22 protein-coding genes are annotated in these 22,480 nt (G+C 55.8%); 10 read left to right on the top strand and 12 right to left on the bottom strand.

Going from position 1 to position 22,480, the window contains the following annotated elements:
* Positions 1-4: 4 nt before the first annotated feature.
* From B9Z42_RS05825 to B9Z42_RS05815, 3 genes are read right to left on the bottom strand one after another with little or no spacing between them, the layout of a single operon-like run.
* Entirely contained in the window at positions 5-2,098 is a 2,094-nt protein-coding gene (locus B9Z42_RS05825; protein ID WP_233203547.1) for an alpha/beta hydrolase domain-containing protein, read from the bottom strand.
* Between the two features lie 40 nt (positions 2,099-2,138).
* Complete coding sequence (locus tag B9Z42_RS05820; RefSeq protein ID WP_100132418.1) at positions 2,139-3,203, bottom strand: alpha/beta fold hydrolase; 1,065 nt, start codon at positions 3,201-3,203, stop codon at positions 2,139-2,141.
* A gap of 4 nt (positions 3,204-3,207) precedes the next feature.
* A complete protein-coding gene (locus B9Z42_RS05815; protein ID WP_199171991.1) occupies positions 3,208-4,191 on the bottom strand; it encodes a dienelactone hydrolase family protein in 984 nt (327 codons plus the stop codon).
* 249 nt (positions 4,192-4,440) lie between these two features.
* Here B9Z42_RS05815 and B9Z42_RS05810 point away from each other — a divergent pair, with 249 nt between their 5' ends.
* Together B9Z42_RS05810 and B9Z42_RS05805 are read left to right on the top strand one after the other, a co-directional pair.
* A complete protein-coding gene (locus B9Z42_RS05810; protein ID WP_100132758.1) occupies positions 4,441-5,604 on the top strand; it encodes a PQQ-dependent sugar dehydrogenase in 1,164 nt (387 codons plus the stop codon).
* A 32-nt stretch (positions 5,605-5,636) separates the two neighbouring features.
* Positions 5,637-6,200: a cytochrome c gene (locus B9Z42_RS05805; protein WP_158235911.1), complete on the top strand. Its 564-nt coding sequence runs from the start codon at positions 5,637-5,639 to the stop codon at positions 6,198-6,200.
* Positions 6,201-6,243: 43 nt separating this feature from the next.
* Here B9Z42_RS05805 and B9Z42_RS05800 read toward each other — a convergent pair whose 3' ends face one another.
* Entirely contained in the window at positions 6,244-7,413 is a 1,170-nt protein-coding gene (locus B9Z42_RS05800) for an MFS transporter (RefSeq protein ID WP_100132416.1), read from the bottom strand.
* Between the two features lie 202 nt (positions 7,414-7,615).
* Here B9Z42_RS05800 and B9Z42_RS05795 point away from each other — a divergent pair, with 202 nt between their 5' ends.
* Positions 7,616-8,521, top strand: a complete 906-nt coding sequence (locus B9Z42_RS05795; RefSeq protein ID WP_100132415.1) for a dienelactone hydrolase family protein — start codon at positions 7,616-7,618, stop codon at positions 8,519-8,521.
* Positions 8,522-8,550: 29 nt separating this feature from the next.
* Here B9Z42_RS05795 and B9Z42_RS05790 read toward each other — a convergent pair whose 3' ends face one another.
* Genes B9Z42_RS05790 through B9Z42_RS05775 form a run of 4 tightly spaced genes read right to left on the bottom strand, consistent with a single transcriptional unit; the run spans position 8,551 to position 12,429 of the window.
* On the bottom strand, positions 8,551-9,645 hold the full coding sequence (locus tag B9Z42_RS05790; protein ID WP_100132414.1) for a sulfate/molybdate ABC transporter ATP-binding protein: 1,095 nt from the start codon (positions 9,643-9,645) through the stop codon (positions 8,551-8,553).
* Between the two features lie 40 nt (positions 9,646-9,685).
* The gene (gene cysW, locus B9Z42_RS05785) at positions 9,686-10,579 is read right to left on the bottom strand and encodes a sulfate ABC transporter permease subunit CysW (protein WP_100132413.1); all 894 of its coding nucleotides are present in this window, start codon (positions 10,577-10,579) and stop codon (positions 9,686-9,688) included.
* Positions 10,576-11,430 carry a sulfate ABC transporter permease subunit CysT gene (gene cysT, locus B9Z42_RS05780; RefSeq protein WP_100132412.1) on the bottom strand — a complete coding sequence of 285 codons (855 nt, stop codon included), beginning with the start codon at positions 11,428-11,430 and terminating at the stop codon, positions 10,576-10,578. Before cysT ends, cysW begins: the two co-directional genes overlap by 4 nt.
* Positions 11,431-11,436: 6 nt before the next feature.
* Entirely contained in the window at positions 11,437-12,429 is a 993-nt protein-coding gene (locus B9Z42_RS05775; RefSeq protein WP_100132411.1) for a sulfate ABC transporter substrate-binding protein, read from the bottom strand.
* A gap of 205 nt (positions 12,430-12,634) precedes the next feature.
* Between B9Z42_RS05775 and B9Z42_RS05770 the strand changes: the two genes are divergently transcribed.
* Genes B9Z42_RS05770 through B9Z42_RS05755 form a run of 4 tightly spaced genes read left to right on the top strand, consistent with a single transcriptional unit; the run spans position 12,635 to position 16,580 of the window.
* The gene (locus tag B9Z42_RS05770) at positions 12,635-13,675 is read left to right on the top strand and encodes an amino acid ABC transporter substrate-binding protein (RefSeq protein WP_100132410.1); all 1,041 of its coding nucleotides are present in this window, start codon (positions 12,635-12,637) and stop codon (positions 13,673-13,675) included.
* A gap of 38 nt (positions 13,676-13,713) precedes the next feature.
* The gene (locus B9Z42_RS05765) at positions 13,714-14,703 is read left to right on the top strand and encodes an amino acid ABC transporter permease (RefSeq protein WP_100132409.1); all 990 of its coding nucleotides are present in this window, start codon (positions 13,714-13,716) and stop codon (positions 14,701-14,703) included.
* Complete coding sequence (locus tag B9Z42_RS05760) at positions 14,703-15,821, top strand: amino acid ABC transporter permease (protein ID WP_100132408.1); 1,119 nt, start codon at positions 14,703-14,705, stop codon at positions 15,819-15,821. Before B9Z42_RS05765 ends, B9Z42_RS05760 begins: the two co-directional genes overlap by 1 nt.
* A gap of 18 nt (positions 15,822-15,839) precedes the next feature.
* Positions 15,840-16,580: an amino acid ABC transporter ATP-binding protein gene (locus B9Z42_RS05755; protein ID WP_100132407.1), complete on the top strand. Its 741-nt coding sequence runs from the start codon at positions 15,840-15,842 to the stop codon at positions 16,578-16,580.
* Positions 16,581-16,583: 3 nt separating this feature from the next.
* Here the strand turns inward: B9Z42_RS05755 and B9Z42_RS05750 are convergent, their stop codons facing one another.
* Entirely contained in the window at positions 16,584-17,594 is a 1,011-nt protein-coding gene (locus tag B9Z42_RS05750) for a sulfate ABC transporter substrate-binding protein (RefSeq protein WP_100132406.1), read from the bottom strand.
* A gap of 142 nt (positions 17,595-17,736) precedes the next feature.
* The gene (locus B9Z42_RS05745) at positions 17,737-18,609 is read right to left on the bottom strand and encodes an MBL fold metallo-hydrolase (RefSeq protein WP_100132405.1); all 873 of its coding nucleotides are present in this window, start codon (positions 18,607-18,609) and stop codon (positions 17,737-17,739) included.
* 83 nt (positions 18,610-18,692) lie between these two features.
* Here B9Z42_RS05745 and B9Z42_RS05740 point away from each other — a divergent pair, with 83 nt between their 5' ends.
* From B9Z42_RS05740 to B9Z42_RS05730, 3 genes are all read left to right on the top strand, one after another.
* A complete protein-coding gene (locus B9Z42_RS05740; RefSeq protein ID WP_100132404.1) occupies positions 18,693-19,130 on the top strand; it encodes a YeeE/YedE family protein in 438 nt (145 codons plus the stop codon).
* Between the two features lie 10 nt (positions 19,131-19,140).
* Complete coding sequence (locus B9Z42_RS05735) at positions 19,141-19,569, top strand: YeeE/YedE family protein (RefSeq protein WP_100132403.1); 429 nt, start codon at positions 19,141-19,143, stop codon at positions 19,567-19,569.
* Between the two features lie 81 nt (positions 19,570-19,650).
* The gene (locus tag B9Z42_RS05730; protein ID WP_100132402.1) at positions 19,651-19,986 is read left to right on the top strand and encodes a TIGR01244 family sulfur transferase; all 336 of its coding nucleotides are present in this window, start codon (positions 19,651-19,653) and stop codon (positions 19,984-19,986) included.
* A gap of 27 nt (positions 19,987-20,013) precedes the next feature.
* Here the strand turns inward: B9Z42_RS05730 and soxB are convergent, their stop codons facing one another.
* Both soxB and soxX read right to left on the bottom strand, forming a co-directional pair.
* Positions 20,014-21,747, bottom strand: coding sequence for a thiosulfohydrolase SoxB (gene soxB / locus B9Z42_RS05725; RefSeq protein WP_100132401.1), 1,734 nt, complete (start codon positions 21,745-21,747; stop codon positions 20,014-20,016).
* Positions 21,748-21,817: 70 nt separating this feature from the next.
* Positions 21,818-22,471 (bottom strand): sulfur oxidation c-type cytochrome SoxX, encoded by a 654-nt coding sequence (soxX, locus tag B9Z42_RS05720; RefSeq protein WP_100132400.1) that lies wholly within the window; start codon positions 22,469-22,471, stop codon positions 21,818-21,820.
* Positions 22,472-22,480: the final 9 nt, after the last annotated feature.

Here is a 22,480-nt window from a genome sequence, read left to right as displayed (position 1 = left end):
TCGCTCAACGCAGCACGGCGCTGGCATCGGCCGCTTGAATCAGCGACTGGGCATCTTCAGGCAGCAAAAAGCCTTCTTTCACGGCCCGTTCTGTGGCTTTGCGAACGGCTTGCACATAACCGTCATGTGAGCCATAACGCTCTTGCAAAGAGGGCCGCACATCTTGGTTGGCCTGGCGTTCTTGCGCTGTGCGCGCAAACGGCACCATGCCGCCCACGTAATTGCAAATCTCGTTCTTGTGAAAAGGCTTGGCGCCATCGGCCGTGACGTTCCATCCCAAATAGGTGCCCAAGGGTGCATCAAGCAACACCACGGGAACGCCGCCGCGTTCATTGCCATCGGCGTCCACCTTGGGTGCGAACATCGTCAGCACTTGTTTGATGCGAGGCGGTGCAAATGACGGTACGCCTGACCCGTCCAAGGCATTGAAATCTGGGCCCCAGTCGTAATCGTGCACAGGCATGATGAAGTCGCGCTCGGGCACCGTGGCACGCAAGCCGGGCAAACGGGGATAGCCCAAGGCGTCTTTGCTGGCAACGGCCAATTCGCCACGCGCCAAGGTGGGGTAACGGCTGGCCGGAGGCTCTGTGCCTTTCATGACCCAATTGCGAAAGTGCACGCGCAAGGCATTCACGGTTTGTGTGTGGGGCACTGGGTTGGCAGGCAACACGCCTTGGCCAAAGTTATTGCCAGGGCACATCGGGCCTGTCTTGGGCAACCCAACGCCCGGCAAGCTGGTATCAAACCCACCTGCACCACCGCCATGGTTGCTGCTGGCGATGTAATAGCGCTTGACGTTGGAAGGTAAAGGTAAATCTTGTTTGCCATCGGTGCCCACCCACTCAGGGGTGAGCTTCAAAGCCCAGACCTCGGCAGACCCAAAATGCTCCACAATTTTGGGACAGGTTTGGGTGCGGGTACAGCGGTCCAAAATACCCGCCGAAGGCAGACCACGCACAGGGTCAGGATGCGGCAACCACCACTGCGGACCTTCACTGCCCGCTTGGTACAACTCCAGCACCCCATCGGGCTGTGCCCATCTGAAGTTCAAGGCAATACGACGCCCAGCGATGATGGGCCAAAGACCTTCATGCACCTGTTTGCCGGCTTCATCTTGGTTAAAACCCAAGTGCAACCAACCGCGCAAATAGTTGCCCGACTGCGACACGCCTCTGCCAATGCTGTGCTTGACTGAGTTGGCAATGGGGTTGGGCGTGCCTTGATCATCCGCGCTGGCGTGTTTGAAGAAAACACCCACATCGCGCCAAACTGCAAAGCCCACCCCCAACACATAAGGATCGGCAGCGGTGAACACCACTTGGTAGAGGCGCTTGGCATCGAAGCCATGTTTCAAACAAATTTGTGTGGGGTCTGGCAATCCAGGAAACGGATTTTGGGCATCACATTTGGCCCAGGCCCAATCGGTGGCGGCGATGGGTTGTTCATCGGTCACCTCACCCCGCATGTTTTCTGAACCGCGCGATGTCAAAGTAGCTTTGGACGTGTCCAAGTCCATGGGCTTGTAGGGCACGGGGTTGTTTTGCACGATCAAAGGCTGCGAGTTTGGTCCCGCTTGGTTGACGATACGGCCCAACACTTGGCCCGTCACACGCGAACCATCTTTGTGCTTGGCCACCGGCACTTGCAAAAACTGCATGCCTGACACAGAGGCCTTCGGCTTAATGGCGGTCCAGCCTGCGTTGTCACCCTGCCAAGCGCTGGCCAATTCAATGTCGCCGAAAGCCCGCTCTTGCGCGGCAAAGGGGTAGACCCGACCGCGATTGGGCACGTCGTGCCACATCAAGCCACTGGCTTGTTTCAAATCCACAGGCTTGTAAATCACAAACGACGCCATGTAACGCACTTTGCCATCGGCATCTTTGGCCAATTCAATGTCTTGAATGATCGCGTTGGCAGGCAACTTGGCATCCAGTTCACCAAAGGCACGGCCCGCAATTTGCTCGTAAGCGATGTCCGAGCCTGCCACTGCCGGCATGGACTGCGTTTCATCAATGACGATGCGTGTCACACGCGCTTGCGCGCTCATGTGAACCGCGCCCAAAAGGCCACAGGCCAAGATCCAAGCAACTTTGTGCATCGTCATTCCTTCACGTCAAACTTAGTTCATCGTCGTTAGGTCAACGTGAAAGACGAGGTGCGGATTTGAGCAAAGCCTCAAGGTCGCTTTTCCACCATTTGGCTTGGCCTGTTGTGCCGTGCCCCGCGGTCTGGTCGCTGGCAGGAATCAAGAGCAAGCGTGAATTGGGAATACGTTTGAGCACTTTGTCCATCACCCCCAGCTCAGGGGGGTTGCGCTCGTCATCGGCAGAGTTGATGGCCATGACCGTGGCTTTGATTTTTTCCAGACTTGCCAGTGGGTTGTAGTCACGCGACGAGTCCCATTGGTAGAGGTGATCGTTGGCGTCACCCGCGAAATTTGCTTTCAAGCGCTGATCCAGCAACTGGTCGGCTTTTTCGCGCGTGGGGGCTAAGCGCTGCAGCGCTTGGTTGCCGCCATTGGTTGCCGTGGCATAAAAGACCGAGGCAAATTGCCAGCTGCGGGGTTGGGTGGTGTAGTTGCCGCCCATCCACTCGGGGTCGTTGCGAATCGAATCGATGATGAGCCGGCGCATCATCCAATTGCGTCCGGACATTTCGCTGGGCATGGACGCCATGGGCACCATCACATCCATGAACTGAGGATGCGTGACGCCCCACAACCACACCTGCATACCGCCCATCGAATTCCCCAAGATCAGTCGCACATGCTTGACGTTGAGTCCTTCCGTGAGCAAGCGAAATTGCGCGTTCACCATGTCGTCGTAGTTGTAGCGCGGGAACTTGGCGCGCAAGCCATCTGACGGTTTGCTAGAAGGCCCCGTGCCAATTGCGTCGGGCAAGATGACAAAGTATTTGCTGGCATCCAAGGCTTGGCCTGGGCCAAACAGCTCGCCACCGAATGCGGGGCTCAACATGCCCGCGCCTGTGCCGGTGGTGCCATGCAAGATGACCACCGCTTCGTTCGCAGGATTGCCCAAGGTGGTGTAGCCCACTTTCAACTCCGGCATCACCTCGCCCGTATGAAAACGGAAATCTTTGGCCACCCAAACGCCCTCTTTGCGATTGGAGAAGTCTTGCGCAGTGGCGCAGGTCATGAGCAACGACAAGCCCATGGCCAGAAAACGCGACAAGTAACGAAACATAAGGTCAACCTTTTAAAGATTTCAAAAATTCGATGACCGCTTTCACGGTCTGGGCTGTGGATTCAGGGTTGTGGCCCACATGCGCGCCCACCGCCACGCAGGCGTCGGTGTAGCTGAAAGCCGCGCCTGTTTTTTCATTGACTAACTCAGCGGTCGACTTCTCGGTGAAGTAACAGTTGCGTGTGCTTTGTGCGCTTGGTACAGCCAAGCGTTTGGGCGCCAACGGGCTGTCGTAACCGTGTTCGGTGTCAGGAAACTCTGTGAGGCTGACATCGATACCCTGCTGCTTCAAGGCCTGCACGTAAGTGCGGCAGGGGGCGACGTTCACATAGTCGTCCGTAGTGCCGTGAAAAAATCGCATGGGTGCGCCCGTGAGTTGTGTGTCGCCCAAGTAACGCGTGTTGCAAGGGGTGTAAAGCCCGATGTGTGCCGCGAATTGAGCGCTGCTGCCGTAGGCATTTTTGAACCGGGTAGACGCAGAGAAGATGGAGGCGACGGCGCCCTTAGAAAACCCCATCACCGAGATTTTTTTAGCATCGATGCGCGGGTGTTTGGCCAGCAGATCCAAGGCACGGTAGGCGTCCGTCATCATGGCCAAACTGTGCAGCTGGGTTTGGTCTTGCACGGTGCTCACAATGCCTCGGCCCGAAAAGGTGTCGATCACAAAGGTGGCAATGCCAGCTTGGTTGAGTTGGTGCAGCCACATGTCCATGCTGCCGCTCACGCCGCCGCTGCCATGCACCAACACCACCACCGGGTATTTGGCCGTTGTGCCCACTGGCAGGCGCAACTCACCCGCCAAGGTCACGGGCTTGCCTGTCTTCGCGCCGTTTAAAAATTCGTCACCCGTCAAGGTCGTGCTTTGAACTGGATGAAGCTCAATGCGAGATGGCAAATTCGGCCCACTTTGCGCAGCCGTCCAAAAAGGCAGCGCCAATAGCCAGCAGGTCAAAGCCATTTTGAAACGAAGCAAATAACAAGGCATCATGAAAATCTCCTGCGGTTTGACCAGCGCGCCTGACTCTAAGGGCCCGTCGAGCCAAGCCGTGTCGCGCAGGTGGCAACCGCAGTGACAACCTAAATTATTTGCAAAACCAATCGCCTTGGTGACTCTTTCGGTGCAAATTTCGGTTTTAATTCGCCTCACCTTTAGGAGACCCTTGTGAAATTAACCCGATTTAATCGCGCTTTGCAAAGCGCTTCACTCGCCGTGGGCATGGCCCTAAGCACTCTGGCCATGGCGCAGGCCCCTGCTGCTGCACCCGCAGCACCAGCCATTCCACCGACTTGGGCACAAGGCCGCACCGCCGAGCAAGCCGCACTTAACTTGGTCCCCCACCCACCAGGCATGACCGCTCTGCCTGCAGGCGATATTCCTACAGACAAACTCAAAGTCCCTGCTGGCTTCAAAGTCGAGCTGTGGGCTTCTGGCATGCCCAACGCACGCTCCATGGTGCAAACACCCAACGGCACTCTGTTTGTGGGCACCCGTTTCCCAGGCAATGTGTATGCCGTGGTCGAAAAAGACGGTAAGCGCGAAGTCAAGACCATTGCCAAAGGTCTGCACCGCCCCAACGGCGTGGCGTTCAAAGACGGCTCGCTGTATGTGGCCGAACTGTCGCGCATCATTCGCTACGACAACATTGAAGCCAACTTGGACACACCACCGACACCCGTGGTCGTGTTTGACGCATTGCCAAAAGACGAACCACACGGCTGGAAGTTCATGAAGTTGAGCCCAGACGGCAACTACTTGTATTTCCAAATTGGTACACCTGCCAACATCGTGGTTCAGCCTGTGACGCACGCCACCATTGTTCGCTTGAACCTCAAGACCAACATCTTGGAAACCGTGGCGCACGGCGTGCGTAACAGCGTGGGCATGGACTTCCACCCTGTCACCAAAGAGTTGTGGTTCACCAACAACGCCCGTGATTGGGTGAATGACGATCTGCCCAACGACACCTTGCACCGCGTCACGCGCAAAGGCATGAACTTTGGCTATCCGTTCTGCCACCAAGGCGACCTGCTGGACATCGACTTTGGCAAAGGCCGCTCTTGTGATGAGTTCGACAAACCTGTCTTGAAAATTGGCCCTCACGTTGCAGCCTTGGGCATGCGCTTCTACACCGGCAAGCAATTCCCGGCTGAATACACCAACAACATCTTCATCGCTGAACACGGCTCTTGGAACCGCACCAAGAAAACCGGTTTTGATGTGGTGCGTGTGGCGCTTGACACCAAAGGCAACGTGACCAAAAAAGAAGTGTTCATCTCTGGTTGGATTCAGGGCGATGACTTCTGGGGTCGCCCTGCCGACGTGCACGTCATGAAAGACGGCTCGATGTTGGTGTCTGACGATGTGGCCGGTGCCATCTTCCGCGTCTCACACAGCAAATAATGTTTTCGAACGTTTCAAAGGCCATTCCTGGAATGGCCTTTTTTTTCTTAGCACTCACCACCTCTTACGCCACTGCAGCACCTGATGCGGTGGCAGGTCAAGCCAAAGCACAACTGTGCGCGGCTTGCCATGGAGAGAACGGCGTGTCGGCCATCCCCGGCACGCCTCACTTGGCTGCACAACCACAGTTGTCGATCTTTTATCAGCTGCTGCAGTTTCGCGACCAACGACGCAAAGGCGGCGGTATGGAAGCCATTGCCGCGACCTTGAGCGAACAAGACATGCGCGACATCGCGGCGCACTACGCCAAACTGCCCGCGCCTCCAGCGCATGCCGGCGGCGACGCTGCGCAAATTACTCGCGGTCAGCAAATTGCGCAACAGCAATATTGCTCGTCATGCCATGGCGCACAACTGCAAGGGCAAAAACACGTGCCACGGCTGTCTGGCCAATCCAGCGAATATTTCATTGCGCAACTTCGTAACCTGCGTTCTGGCGTTCGCGCGGACATGGACGGCACCATGGCCAGCGCTGCGCGAAGCTTGACCGATGAAGAAATTGAGGCCATGGCGGTCTACGCCCGCAGCCTGCCTTAAAACGCCAATGTGGCACGCTTGATTCACATCAAGCGTGCCCACATCATGGCGCGCTGGGGCTTCGTTGCTTAGCCAGCCACAACAAACCCGCCCCCGTCATCGCCACGGGGAGCAAAGAGCCCCAATTGAGCCAAGCCCAGCCTTGGCTGGTGACCAAAGCACCCGATGCAAACGACGTGAATGCCATGGTGGTGAATACACAAAAATTGATGGCTGCTTGTGCGCGATTTTTTTCAGCCGCGGTGTACGCCTGCATCGACAACGTGGTGCTGCCTGTGAACAAGAAGTTCCAGCCCACACCCAGCAAAAACAAAGCCAGTAAAAATTGGTGCACATCGGTGCCCGACAACGCGATGGCAATACACGCCGCGTTGAGCACCACGCCAACGCCCATGATGGGCAGCACGCCAAAGCGTTTGATCAAATGGCCCGTGAAAAACCCAGGTGCAAACATGCCAATCACATGCCATTGCAGCACCCAAGCTGTGTCTTCAAAAGGCAAACCACACACTTGCATAGCCAAGGGTGTGGCCGCCATCAGCAGGTTCATCACGCCGTAACCTAAAGCTGCAGCCAGAGTGGCAATCACAAATACGGGCTGTCGCATGATCACGCGCAAAGGACGGCCCTGTCCATCGTCTACTTTGACAACGGGCACCGGTGGAAATTCAATGCGGCTCATCACGGCCATCGACAAAGCAGCCACCCCTATCAGCGCCACATAAGCGCCAGCAAACGGCAGACCAAACATGCTTTTGGTTTGAATCGCTAAGTTGGGACCGATGATGGCGCCGATCAAGCCCCCCGCCATCACCAACGACACCGCTTTCTCACGGTAGTCGGGCTTGCACAATTCAGCCGCAGCAAAGCGGTACAACTGACCGTTGGCGCTGTAGTAACCCGCCACCACCGTGGCCGTGACCAACAGCCAAAATGATTGTGCAAGCACCGCAAATGCGCCCAACGCAGCAGACAGCAACGCCACCAACAACCCGAGTTGAAACGAGCCCTTGCGTCCAAAACGTTGCTGCGATTTGGCCACCAAGCCCGTGCTGAGTGCACCGCCCACCACATAGCCCATCACAGGCAGCGTGGCCATCCACGCTTGTGGCGCCAAACTCAAACCCACCAAACCATTGATCGCAATAAAGGTCACGTTGTTGGTCAGGAACAAGCCCTGGGCGATGGCGAGCAGCAACAAATGGCGGTTCATGGCGACCTTAAGAAATGAAGACAGGCTGGTTTGGCCTGGGTGGGTTGCTTGAAATTGTATCGATGAATCATTGATGGCTTATATTTAAGCCCGCAATAACAATCTAAATTCTGTTGGAGGGAATTCATTTTGAAGCGAAGCCCCATTCCACGATTCATCGTAAGCTTGACCCACATTTTGTCCCACACGCACAGGTAAACATATGAACACGAACGCCCTTCAAGACACCCAAGCTCTGCTCAACCACGACGGACAGTCTCATACCCCACCCACGAGACGTCTGGCTTTGCAATCTGCGTTGGGCTTAGGCTATGCCGCTGCAGCCATGCCATTGATGGCACAAACAGCGATCAAAACCTCGGGTGAAGGCTTGGTAGAAGGCGAAGTGATGATCAGCGTCAATGGCTTTCAAATGCCCGCTTACCGATCTGCACCTGCGGGTCAAAAGAATCTGCCTGTTGTCTTGGTCATTTCGGAAATTTTCGGTGTCCATGAGTACATTGCAGATGTCACACGACGCTTTGCCAAGCTCGGTTACTTGGCCATCGCACCTGAAATGTTCGTGCGCCAAGGTGATCCCAGCATGTATGGCGAAATTGCCAAACTGCAATCAGAAATCATCTCCAAAGTGCCTGACGCCCAAGTGATGAGCGACTTAGACGCTTGTTTGGCTTGGGCCGCAACCCACGGCGGCAATCCAGACCGAGTTGCCATCACGGGCTTTTGCTGGGGCGGTCGCATCACTTGGCTCTATGCGTCTCACAACCCAAAAATCAAAGCTGGCGTGGCTTGGTACGGTCGTATGGAAGGACAAACCAATGCCAACAACCCCAAGCATCCCATCGAGTTGGCTACTATGTTGAAAGCCCCCGTACTGGGCTTGTACGGTGCTGCAGACACGGGCATTCCTGTGACGTCGGTCGACGCGATGAAAGGTGCCTTGGCGCAAGCAGCGGCCAAAGGCAACACAGCGGCAAAGGCCTCAGAATTTGTGGTTTACCCAGACGCACCTCACGCGTTTCATGCCGACTACCGCGCCAGCTACCGTGCAGCCCCTGCGGCGGATGGCTGGAGCCGCGCGGTGGCTTGGTTCAAGCAATACGTCTGAGCCCACCAACTCCCTGAAACAGCTGGAAGTTAGGCCACAAACACCCGCGCTTTGCGTGGTGTGAGCACCAAGGTCTCACCCTCAATAAATCCCTGCTCGTAGAACTGCGATGCAGGGATTTGCGCTTCAATGATCTGCTGATCTGACGCAGCACCGCCCTCAGCCGCGACCAGCTCCAAACGCGCAATGGGCCCGACCACGATGGCACGGGTGAGTTGCGCAACAATGCCGCCTTCGTCGTCTCTGCCGGATGCGTAACGACGCACATCGAGGTCGTGGGGGCGCACATAAGCAAAGGCTTTGGCGTCCTTTGCGGCGTGGTGCTCGGGGCTGGCCATTCGCATCGTTTGGTCTTCCACACCAATGTGCATTTCGCCTTCGTGGGCACGGCCATGGAACAAATTCACATCACCCAAGAAGCCATACACAAACGGGCTAGCAGGGTGCTCCCACACCTCTTGCGGGCTGCCCACTTGTTCGACATGGCCTTTGTTCATCACCACCACGCGGTCAGCCACTTCGAGGGCTTCTTCTTGGTCGTGCGTCACAAAAATGGTCGTCACGTTCAAGTCGTCGTGCAAGCGGCGCAACCAGCGACGCAACTCTTTTCGCACCTTGGCATCCAAGGCGCCAAAAGGTTCATCCAACAACAACACTTTGGGCTCCACCGCCAAAGCACGCGCCAAGGCAATGCGCTGGCGTTGACCACCTGAGAGCTGCGAGGGGTAGCGATCGGCCAACCAATCGAGTTGCACGAGACTGAGTAAGTCGTGCACCTTCTTTTTGATTTGTTCTTCGCTGGGGCGCTCGTTGCGCGGCTTGACGCGCAAGCCAAAGGCCACGTTTTCAAACACCGTCATGTGGCGGAACAAGGCGTAGTGTTGGAACACAAAACCCACTTGACGCTCGCGCACATGCACATGGGTGGTATCTTCACCGCTGAACAAAATAGTGCCCGCATCTGCGTTTTCTAAACCCGCGATGATACGTAGCAAGGTGGTTTTTCCGCAGCCCGAAGGGCCTAACAACGCGATCAACTCGCCAGAATGAATGTCTAGGCTCACATCGCCCAGCGCTTGGAAATCGCCAAACTGTTTGTGGATGTTTCTGATTTCGATGCTCATGATTCGATACTCGTATTCTTAAATTCTGCGTCAGCGCTTTTTATGCGTGTGGGTTCTCGGGCGGCAAATCAGCCGTGGCTTTGAGCTCACGCGCATGACGCCACTCCACCGTGGACTTGATGGCCAAGGTCACCAATGCCAACAAAGCCAACAGCGAGGCCACGGCAAACGCCGCCACCGATTGGTATTCGTTGTACAAAATTTCCACATGCAAAGGCATGGTGTTGGTCTGCCCGCGAATGTGGCCCGACACCACCGACACCGCGCCAAACTCCCCCATGGCACGGGCGTTACACAAGATCACGCCGTAAATCAAACCCCACTTGATGTTGGGTAGCGTGACATACCAAAAGGTTTGCCAGCCTGTGGCACCCAACACAATGGCCGCCTGCTCTTCGTCATTGCCCTGCGCTTGCATGAGCGGAATCAGCTCACGTGCGATGAAGGGGAACGTGACAAACACGGTGGCCAACACAATGCCAGGCACCGCAAAGATGATTCGGATGTCGTTCGCTTGCAGCCACGGGCCAAACCAACCTTGTGCACCAAACATCAGCACGTAGATCAGACCCGCCACAACCGGCGACACCGAAAACGGCAAGTCCACGAGCGTGGTTAAAAACGCTTTGCCTGTGAATTCATATTTGGCAATCGCCCAAGCAGCCGCCACGCCAAACACCAAGTTCAATGGCACAGCAATGAGTGCGGTGATGAAGGTCAAGCGAATGGCCGACCAAGCATCGGGTTCTTGCAGGGCCACCCAATACGCGTCAAAACCTTTACGCAAGGCTTCGGTAAAAACCGCCGCCAAAGGCAAGACCAAGAAGAAAAACATGAAGGTCAACGCCACACCAATCAGGCTGTAACGCACCCAGGCGGGCTCGGTCGTGCCCGCTTGAGCGCGACGCTGTGAAGGATTCATCGTGGTGCTCATGCTGGGGCTCCTGTGTGGCGACGCTGCCAAGCTTGCAGGGCATTGATGACCAACAACAAAATGAACGAAATAACCAACATCACCACGGCCACGGCGGTGGCACCGGCGTAGTCGTATTGCTCCAACTTACCGATGATGATGAGCGGCGTGATTTCAGACACCATGGGCATATTGCCCGCAATGAAAATGACCGAGCCGTATTCACCAATCGCACGCGCAAACGCCATGGCAAAGCCGGTCAACAAGGCAGGCGCGATGCTGGGAAAAATCACCCGCGTGAAGGTTTGCCAGCGCGTGGCACCCAAGCAAGTGGCCGCCTCTTCGAGCTCTTTCTCTGCGTCTTCCAACACCGGCTGCACGGTCCGCACCACAAAGGGCAAGCCAATGAAGATCAGCGCAATCACCACGCCGTTGGGGTTGAACGCGAGTTGGATGCCCATGGGCTCTAAGTACTGACCGATCCAGCCGTTACCCGCCAACAAGGCTGTGAGCGAAATACCCGCTACCGCCGTGGGCAAAGCAAAGGGCAAGTCCACCAATGCGTCGACCACCTTCTTGCCAAAAAAGTCGTAACGCACCAACACCCAAGCCACAAGCAAGCCAAACACCACGTTGACCAAAGCCGCAATCAGCGACGCACCAAACGTCAAGCGATACGACGCCATCACGCGGGGGCCGGTGACGGCTGCCCAAAATTGCTCCCATGTCAGCGTGAAGGTTTTGAAGACCAAAGCAGAGAGAGGGATCAACACAATCAAGCTCAAGTAAGTGAGCGTGAAACCAAGCGTGATGTTGAAGCCAGGAAGAACGCGCGCCGCCTTATGGCTGCGCGACAGATAAAACAATGCCATGAATAATTACTTCAGTGTGTAAATCTTGTCGAACTGACCGCCATCATTGAAGTGGACTTTTTGCGCTTCACTGAGTGAGCCGAAATACTCGCTCACAGGCACCAATTGAATAGGCTTAAAGGTGGACGCATACTTCTTCAGCAACGTGGGCGAACGTGGGCGCAAGGCATGCTTGGCGGCAATTTCTTGCGCTTCGTCTGAATACAAGTAGTTCAAATAGGCCGTGGCCAATTCGCCTGTGCCTTTTTTGTTCACAGTACGCTCCACCACAGCGACTGGGTTTTCAGCAATGATGCTGATGGAGGGATGTACCGCATCCACCTTGCCTTCGCCAAACTCACTGTCCACGGACACGACCTCGGATTCAAAGGTCACCAACACATCGCCAATGTTGCGTTGCAAAAAGATGGTGGTCGCATCACGGCCACCTTTGGCGAGCACCGGCACGTTCTTGAACAGCTTGGCCACAAAATCTGCCGCTTGTGCATCGGTTTGACCTTTTTTACGCGCATAGGCCCAAGCCGCCAAATACGCCATACGGCCATTGCCACCGGTCTTAGGGTTGACGATGATGACTTGCACCCCAGGCTTGACCAGGTCGTCCCAATCTTTGATGCCCTTGGGGTTGCCGTTGCGCGTGAGGAACAACATGGTCGAGGTGGTGGGCGATGCGTTGTTGGGAAACTTCTTCGCCCAGTCTTTGGCCACCACGCCGGTACTGGCCAAAAACTCAATGTCGGTGGTGGTGTTCATGCTGACCACGTCGGCATCCAAGCCATCGTTGACCGCACGCGCTTGGGCGCTAGAGCCGCCGTGCGCTTGGTCGACCTTGATGTCTTTGCCGGTGGTCTTTTTGTAGTGGGCCACGAAGGCGGCGTTGTAGTCTTTGTAAAACTCGCGGGCCACGTCATACGACGCGTTCAGCAAAGTTTGGGCTGAGGCCAAAGAGCTGACTGCCAAAAGCGCAGCGGCCAAGGTGGTGTGTAGAAATTTTTTCATACCGTTTGAAGCTCCAAGGAATGAGATGAGAGGGGGCGTGTTTGAAACATGGGCGCGATTGTGGGTAGGCGCCCGTCATTCACAAACTACAGTTTTGTAGTTTGTTAATAGCTAATTCATCTATGCAGCCACAGGCCGCATCGAGCCAAGGGTTTTGGCATTTGACGGACAATGCATTTCGTAATTTTTATAAGTAGGAGACCCCATGCAATCACCCTCAACTCGTCGTAAGTCGCACACCGTCGTTGCCTTGGTTTTACTGGCCGCTGGCGCGGTCAACGCATGGGCTGGCAAGACCTTAGACACCGTCAAACAACGCGACCAAGTGGTGTGCGGGGTGAATACCGGTTTGGCCGGCTTTGGGGCTGCCGACAGTCAAGGCAAATGGACCGGTTTGGATGTGGACGTCTGCCGCGCCGTCGCCGCTGCCGTGTTGGGCAGTGCCGACAAGGTGCGCTACGTACCCCTGTCTGCCCCACAGCGTTTTACCGCTTTGCAATCCGGCGAGGTGGATGTGCTCTCACGCAACACTACGTTCACTCTGACACGCGATTCATCTATGGGCTTGCACCAAACGGCCGTGACCTATTACGACGGCCAAGGCTTCATGACGCCGGCCAAGAACAACCTCAAAAGTGCCAAGCAACTCAAAGGTGCGACCGTGTGCGTGCAATCGGGCACCACCACCGAAAAGAACCTGACCGATTTTTCACGCGCTAACAAACTGGACATCAAACCCGTGGTGTTTGAAAAGTTTGATGCTGCCAATGCAGCCTACTTTGCGGGCCGTTGCAAGGCCTACACCACCGACGCCTCTGGTTTGGCTTCTGTCCGCGCCAAAGAAGCCAAGACTCCGAAAGACCACGTCATCCTGCCCGAACTGATTTCCAAAGAACCCTTGGGTCCTATGGTGCGCCGAGGTGATGACGAATGGTTGGCCATCGTTAAGTGGACGGTGTATGGCTTGATTGAGGCCGAAGAAGTCGGCATCACGACCGCCAACGTCGAGCAACTCAAAACAGAGAGCACCGACCCCGTGGTACTGCGCTTGCTTGGTAAATCGGATGACACAGGCAAGTTACTCGGGCTAGACCGCGAATGGTTGGCGCGTGCGGTTGGCGCCGTGGGCAATTACGGTGAAATGTTCGAGCGTCACTTGGGCGAAAAAACACCCCTAGGTCTCAAGCGCGGCCTGAATGCTCAGTGGAGCAAAGGCGGTTTGCAATACGCCATGCCCATCCGCTGATCACGCTCACACACATCGTTCATTTGGGCTGACTCAATATGCCACTGCACAGCCGCCGCTCGCGCGCTCTGTTGTACCAATTCCTGTTGGTTTCGGTGTTGGTGGGCGTGGCGTATTGGTTGTTCAACAACACGCTGACTAACTTGCGTGCGCGTGGCATTCAAAGTGGCTTTGGATTTTTATTCGACACCGCGGGCTTTGACATCGGCGAGTCGATGATTTCCTACGACGCAACGCAGGCCTATTGGCAAGCCTTCTTGGTGGGACTGCTCAACACCTTGCGCGTCTCGGTGTTGGGCATCGTCACCTGCACCGTGTGGGGTGGCTTGCTAGGATTGGGACGTGTATCCAACAACGCTTTGGCGCGTGGTCTTTGCTACAGCTATACCGAGTTGTTTCGCAACATTCCCCTGCTGCTGCAACTCTTCATGTGGTACGTGCTGCTGGTGGAGTTCATGCCAGACACCGATGCGCCGCTGCACCTCAACGATTGGCTGTTTTTGAGCAAAGGCGGCTTGACACTGCCGTGGCTGATCCATGCCGATGGCGCTTGGATGTGGGACGTGCCCGTGTGGCGCATTGTTGAAGGCGTGGGCGAAGTGACAGGCGGCGCCAGCGTGACGCCCGAATTCTTAGCCCTGACCTGGGGCTTGAGCTTGTACACCTCCGCCTTCGTGGCGGAGTTGGTGCGTGCAGGCATCACCGCCGTGCCGCGTGGCCAAACTGAAGCGGCGAAAAGCGTGGGCTTGTCCGCTTGGCAGATACAACGCTTGGTGGTGTTGCCCCAAGCCATGCGCGTGGTCATCCCGCCCTTGACCAACCAGTATTTGAACTTGATCAAAAACTCATCGCTGGCGGTGGCCATTGGCTACCCCGACTTGGTCAACATCTCCAACACGGCCTTGAACCAAACGGGCCGCGCTGTGGAGTGCATCGCCATTGTGATGGCGGTGTACTTGAGCTTGTCGTTACTGACCGCTGCGCTGATGAATATGTACAACCGCCGCATGGCGCTGAGGGCACGGTGATGCCCAGTCAAGGCACTAACCACCCTTGGGTGTCGGCCAGACCCGCACCCATGGCACACCGCACGCTTTGGCAGTGGTGTCACACCCATCTGTGGCCCACGACAGGTCAAGCGTTGGTAAGTGCCTTGTTGATAGCGGCACTTCTGTGGTGGCTACCAACGGTACTGAACTGGGCACTATGGCGGGCGGTATGGCAAGCCGATGCAGACAGCTGCCAAGCCTTGCGCGGTGTCGGTGCCTGTTGGGGCGTGGTGAGCGAAAAATACCGACTCATCTTGCTCGGGCGTTACCCCTTTGAGGCGCAATGGCGGCCTTTGGTGGCCACACTGATATTGACGTCGGCACTGGTGCTGAGTTGTTTGCCCATCTTTTGGCGGCGCAGCTTGGTACTGATGTGGGTGGCCGTTTGGCTGCTGTTTTTTGGATTGATGGGCGGTGGCAGTTGGTGGGGTACCCCAACTGGCTTGCAAGCGGTGCCCAGCGACCAATGGGGTGGCCTGCCGCTGACCTTGATGCTGGCCACGCTGGCCATCAGCTTGGCGTTTCCGTTGGGCGTGTTGCTGGCCCTGGGGCGGCAAAGCACCCTGCCCGCCTTACGCAGCGTGTGCGTGGGCTACATCGAGTTGGTGCGCGGCGTGCCTTTGATTTCGGTGCTGTTCATGGCCAGCTTCATGTTCCCGCTGCTCTTGCCCAGCGGCACTTCGCCTGATGTGTTGCTGCGCGTTTTGGTGGGCATCACATTGTTCTCAGCGGCTTACACCGCCGAAATTGTTCGCGGTGGTTTGCAAGCCGTGCCCTTAGGACAAGTGGAGGCCGCTGCCACCTTAGGGCTCAGTTATTGGCAAACACAGCGCTTAGTCGTTTTGCCCCAAGCCTTGACGCATGTGGTGCCGGGTCTGATGAACAACTTCATTGCCATCTTCAAAGACACCTCCTTGGTGACCATCGTGAGTTTGTACGAACTCTCAGGCGCTTTGGGGCTGGCTATCAGTGGTGATCCAAACTGGCGACCTTTCAAAATCGAAGGCTATCTGTTCATCACACTGATCTACTTTGTGTTTTGCTTCGCCATGTCGCGCTACAGCCTGTGGGTTGAGCGCCAACTCGCGCACCGCTGATGCCCCTAAGGAACACCCGTGTCTGACCCTATCCTGAGTTTCGAGAACGTCAACAAATGGTTTGGCGATTTTCATGCGCTGCGTGACATCAACTTGCGCGTGCAACGTGGTGAGCGCATCGTGATTTGCGGGCCATCGGGATCGGGCAAGTCCACCTTGATTCGCTGCATCAACCGCTTGGAAGAGCATCAAGAAGGCCAACTCACGGTGGCAGGCGTGACGCTGAGTGACAACCTGCGCGACATCGACCAAGTGCGTCGTCAAGTGGGCATGGTGTTCCAGCAATTCAACTTATTCCCGCACCTCACCGTGCTAGAAAACCTCACGCTGTCACCCATCTTTGTGGGTAAGCTGCCCGCCGCTGAAGCGAACCAACGGGCCATGCAGCAACTTGAACGTGTGCGTATTGCCGACCAAGCCCACAAGTACCCTTTGCAACTCTCAGGCGGTCAACAACAACGCGTGGCGATTGCGCGGGCCTTGTGCCTGAGCCCGCAAATCATGTTGTTTGACGAACCCACGTCGGCTCTCGACCCCGAGATGATTCAAGAGGTGTTGGACGTGATGACGGAATTGGCCCAACAAGGCATCACCATGCTGTGCGTCACCCACGAAATGGGCTTTGCCCGCGCCGTGGCAGACCGCGTGGTGTTCATGGATCAGGGGCAAATTGTGGAAGAAGCCCCGCCCTCCGAATTCTTTGAGCATCCACGCCATGCACGCACACAGGCGTTCTTGGCCAAGATCATTGGCCATTGAACATCACTTCTTCAAATAGATTTGGTCAAAGCTGCCGCCATCGGCAAAGTGGTCTTTGTCAGCCTTGGTCCAACCACCAAACGCTTGATCGATGGTGAACAAGGGCAACTTGGGCAGCTGCTTGACGTATTTGGCTTGTGCCTTGGCGGAGATAGGGCGGTAAAAGTTTTTGCCCGCAATGTCCTGACCTTCGTCGGTGTAGAGGTAATTCAAATAGGCTTCGGCCACTTTTCGGGTGCCTTTGCGATCGACGTTTTTGTCCACGAGGGTGACCGGTGGTTCAGCCAAGATGCTGAGGGATGGATAGACGATGTCGACCTTGTTGCCAAACTCTTTTTCTAACAAATGCGCCTCGTTCTCCCAAGAAATGAACACATCACCTTGGTTGCGCTGCGCAAACGTCACCGACGAACCGCGTGCGCCTGTGTCGAGCACAGGCACGTTTTTGTAGAGTGCAGCCACAAAGTCTTTGGCCTTCGCATCACCCCCGTATTTGCGTTTGGCGAACTCCCAAGCGGCCAAATAATTCCAACGCGCGCCGCCCGATGTTTTGGGGTTAGGGGTGATGACGCTGATGCCTGGCTTGACCAAGTCGTCCCAATCTTTGATGCCTTTGGGGTTACCTTGGCGCACGACCAACACAATGGTCGAGGTGTAAGGCGCTGAGTTATTCGGCAAACGTTTTTGCCAGTCTTGAGGGATTAAGCCGCCGTGTTTGTAGAGCGCATCCACATCACCGGCCAATCCCAACGTGACCACATCGGCATCGATGCCGTCAATCACCGAGCGGGCTTGTTTGCCAGAACCACCATGCGATTGCTTGATGATCACGTCTTGGCCGGTCTGAGCTTTCCAATGTTTGGCAAAGGCGACGTTGAACTCTGAGTACAACTCTCGGGTGGGGTCATACGACACATTCAACAGTGTGACGGGCGACTGCGCTGCGGAAAAACCGCTGACTGCCAGCAAAGCGGTAGCGGCGAGTGTCTTGAGAAAGTGTTGACGTTGAATCATGTGTGTTCCCTTCGAATTCATCTGAAAAATTTCAATGGATGAATTCTGAGAGCGTGGTGCTCAAAAGGGAACGACTGAGTTATTGGTTGTTAATTACCAAATCATCTAAGGCGGATTCATAGGGACCTGAATACCAACAAATTTAGAGCGCGTTTACCGGGATTTTGAGGTACGACACGCCGTTGTCTTCCTTGGGCGGCATCTCGCCCGCGCGAATGTTGATTTGCACGGACGGCAAGATCAACACCGGCATGGCCAAGGTGGCGTCGCGTGTGGTGCGCATGCGAATGAACTCAGCTTCGTTGATGCCATCGTGTAGGTGGATGTTGTGTGCGCGCTGCTCGGCGACGGTGGTCTCAAAGCGAACGGGCCTATCGTTGGGCGGATAGTCGTGGCACATGAAGAGACGTGTCTCAGTCGGCAAGCTCAACAGTTTGCGCGTCGACGCATACAAAGTCTTGGCATCACCGCCCGGGAAATCACAGCGTGCCGAACCGACATCGGGCATAAACAAGGTGTCGCCCACAAACACCGCATCGCCAATTTGATAAGCCACACAAGCCGGGGTGTGACCTGGCACAAACAAAGTGCGTGCCGTCAGGCTGCCAATGGCGAAGACTTCGTTTTCTTTCAACAAGTGATTGAACTGGGTGCCGTCTTCTTTGAAGCTAGGCTCCAAGTTGAAGATGCCTTTGAAGACGTGCTGCACCTTGGTGATGTGGTCCCCAATCGCGGTTTGACCACCCAATTGCGCCTTCAAATAAGGTGCAGCGGTGAGGTGGTCGGCATGCGCATGGGTCTCCAAAATCCATGACACCTGCAGATTTTTTTCGCGCACATACGCAATGACTTTGTCTGCCGATTCGGTGCTTGTACGGCCCGACTTGGGATCGTAGTCGAGCACCGAGTCAATGATGGCGCAGGCACTGCCCTCTTTCTCGTAAACCACGTAAGTGACGGTCCATGTAGCAGGGTCAAAGATGCCATGAACAACAGGGTTTGAAACAGACGACATGGATGGCCTTTTAAATATAAGAATTAACTGATATATTAACGCCAATTTAAAAATTCTGCATTTACTCAAACGAAAGCTTTGCCATGCAAATCGATTGGAACCATTTCACCCCTTGGATGTCGCTGGCGGGCGGCATTTTGCTTGGCATCGCGTCGGCCATGTTCATCTTGGTCAACGGCCGAATCTTGGGTATCAGCGGCATCGTGGGCGGGTTGCTGGCTCCCAAAGTGCGCGATGCCAGTTGGCGTATTGCGTTTTTGTTGGGGCTCTTTGTATCGCCCCTCGCTGCACGCCTGTTGTTTCCAAGCGACTGGATCAGCACCCCCCGCATTGATGCGGGCTGGGGAGCCGTTGTCGCAGCGGGTTTGATGGTTGGCTTGGGAACCCGTTATGGCGCAGGCTGCACCAGTGGCCACGGCGTGTGTGGTTTGAGCCGCTTGTCGCCCCGTTCGTTGGTGGCTACGCTGTCGTTCATGGCGGCTGGTTTTGCCATGGTTTTTGTCATGCGTCATGTCATCTAAGGAGCCCCTCATGCACCGTCTTTCAGAATTCATCGTGGGCCTTTTGTTTGGACTGGGCTTGCTGCTATCCGGCATGACCGATCCAAGCAAAGTACAGGGCTTTTTGGACTTGGCCGGCACGTGGGACCCTTCACTGGCCTTCGTGATGGGCGGCGGCATTTTGGTAGGGTTCGTGGCCTTCACCATCGCCAAAAAGCGCACGACCAATGTGCTGGGTGGTGCCTTGCATTTGCCAACTGCCACACACATCGACAAACGTTTGGTGCTGGGCGGTTTGCTATTTGGTGCGGGCTGGGGACTCGCTGGTTTTTGCCCAGGTCCAGCCTTGGTGTCGATGGCGGCAGGTCAAGACAAGGCGCTGGTGTTTGTACTGGCCATGGTGCTGGGCATGGGCATCTATGAGTGGGCAGAGCGCAAACCGAAAGCGACACAGCCCTGACGCACAGGGCACAGCTTGTACCGATAGCGTTGCGGCGTTTTGTAAACTAAGCGTTAGCTACTCTAACCTCGAAGGATTCATATGAGCGTTCAAATCACCCAGCACAATCCCAGCTTTGCCACAGCGCCACAAATTGATCCGCAAGACATGGCAGCGATTGCTGCCCATGGCTTCACCACCGTGATCAACAACCGCCCCGACGGTGAAGGCGGTCCAGCGCAGCCCACCTCAGCGCAGATGGCGACAGCCGCTGCGGCGGCTGGCTTGAGCTACCACTATTTGCCCGTGATCAGCGGTCAAATCACGCCTGAACAAACACAGCAATTCGCGGCCCTGATGAAAGCCGCAACCGGACCTGTGCTGGCGTTTTGCCGCAGCGGCGCACGCTCTACCAATATTTGGAGCATGGGACGCTAAGCCAACGCAGCGCCCCTGCAAGCCAACTCAGGCGGCAAAGCCTGGGTTGGGTAAAACACCCTCCAGCTTGGGCGTGTTCAGCGTGCGTTTGGACACTTTGCCACCACTGGCTTTGAGCCATTGCTCAGCCACTTCCCAAACGGGTTTTAGGTTTTGATGCTTGGCCTCTTCGGCCACAGGCGCCCAACCCGCCACTTTGTATTTCTTATTAGCGTCGATGAGCTTGCCTTTAAGTCGCATTTCACCAATGCGGTTGCCCATTTTTTCGTTGGGACGGCACACGTACTCCAAGCCACCCACGCGCACCATGTCGCCGCCCTGTTGGTAATACGGATCAGGGTTGAACAAGTTGTCGCACACGTCTTCGAGCACAGTCTTGATGGTCTCGCCGCTCATCTCGGACACGGTGGCATAAGAGTAAGTCGTGGCTGTCATGTCCATCAACCACTCGCGCGTGATCGCTTGGCCGGGCAGCAAGGACGTGCCCCAACGGAAACCAGGTGAGAAGGCCATGTCAGCGCCTTGCACATCCATCAAGGCATCAAGCAACAACTGGTCACCCGTGCCGTTGAAGTTGCCACGACGGTACAACGTGCCTTCCGTGATGGCGAGCTTCTCGTTCAGTTTGGCTTCGTAAGGTGCGCGGATTTTGGTGATGAGCGCATCCATCTCTTTGTCGGCAGGCAACATGTTGGAGAAGATGGGCAACAACTTGTAGCGGAAGTCCGTGATCTTTTTGTTCTTCACCTCAAAGTCAAGCACGCCCAAAAACTTGCCATTCGATCCTGCATTGGTGACGATGGTTTTGCCGCCAGCGTTGCTGACCAAGGTGGCCACAGGCATGCCGTCGTGGGTGTGACCGCCCATGATGGCGTCAATGCCACTGACGCGACTGGCCATCTTCAAATCCACATCCATGCCGTTGTGCGACAACACGACCACCACCTGCGCCCCTTTGGCGCGGGCTTCGTCGACCATTTTTTGCATGTTGTCGTCTTGAATGCCAAAGGCCCAATCGGCCACCATGTAACGCGGGTTGGCAATGGGCGTGTAAGGGAACGCTTGGCCAATGATGGCGCAAGGCACACCATTCATTTCTCGAATGACATAGGGCTTGAAAACTGGGTCGCCAAAGTCTTGGGTCTTGATGTTTTGCGCCACAAAGTCGACCTTGCCCGCAAAGTCTTTCTCGACAATTTCTTGCACGCGCTCCATGCCATAGGTGAACTCCCAGTGACCGGTCATCACGTCCACGCCCAGCAATTTGCAGGCGTCGACCATGTCTTGGCCGTTGGTCCACAGCGATGTGGCCGAGCCTTGCCACGTGTCACCCCCATCGAGCAACAAAGCGCCGGGTCTGCTGGCTTTGAGGCGCTTGACCAAGGTGGCCAAGTGCGCGAAGCCGCCCACTTTGCCGTAACGTTTGGCCGCCACTTCAAAGTTCAAATAACTCATGCCATAGGCCTCGGCGCTGCCGGGGCGCACACCTGCTGTTTTGAGCAAATGCTCGCCCACCAAATGGGGCAACTGACCTTTCATGCTGCCAATGCCCAAGTTGACACTGGGTTCACGAAAGTAGATGGGCTTCAACTGCGCATGGCAGTCGGTCATGTGTAGAAATGACACTTGACCAAACTTAGGAATGTCATACAGGCCATGAGCAGCCACATGACTATCTGCTTGCGCATAGGCATTCATATTGAGGCCAGCCATTGAGCCAGCGCCCATGACTTGCATGAATTCGCGTTTGGTTAAGTTCATATCATCACCTGCTTATTTAAAGAGCGTAAAAAAGCCGCAGATGATTGCTCATGCTGCGGCTGAAAAAAGATTACTTGTTGACAGGCGACGCAGGGTCGAGCAACAGGGCCATGACGTTTTTGATTTGAGTCTCCGTCAGGATGACCTTGTGCGCAAAGCGTGGCATGCTGGAACATGCGTTGTAGGCGCGTGCATTTTGCAATTTGCCCCAGGTGTATTCCACAATGGGTTTTGCTTCTGCACTGGCTGGATTGGCCACACCGCGCAACTTGCCGTAGTTGTACAAGCTGGGGCCAAGCGTGCCGTAAGACAGCTCTTCTTTGCTGATCTGATGGCAGTTGTAGCAATTGCCACCATTGAGCGAACCTTCTTTGTCGGTCCACGTCTTGCCAGCACCGCTCTGGGCAACTTTCTCGCCCTCTTTCCAGTCGCCTAAGAACTTTCCGTCCGTTGGGGCTTTGATGGTCGCCATATTGCGTGCTTCGATGGCTTCGGCCACCTTGGCCTCCAAGGGGACGCCCGTCTGATCGGACTCAGCACACAAGCGGTTGTCCTCGTCAGGACTTAGACGGTCGAGCTTGGCCTGACCTTCGGCGCGGAACGAACGATTCAAGATGTCTTGTGTCAACTTGTCGAGATCGGCGGCAGAGGGGATGGGTGTCGCACAGGCGGTCAGCAAGGCAACGGCGACAGCGCTCAAGGCGATTTGATATTTACGGTTCATTTGCGTTGT

Source organism: Limnohabitans sp. B9-3, assembly GCF_002778325.1.
GTDB lineage: Bacteria > Pseudomonadota > Gammaproteobacteria > Burkholderiales > Burkholderiaceae_C > Limnohabitans > Limnohabitans kasalickyi.
Note: the sequence above shows the minus strand (reverse complement) of the source record. Positions and strands in the feature narration are given on the sequence as shown.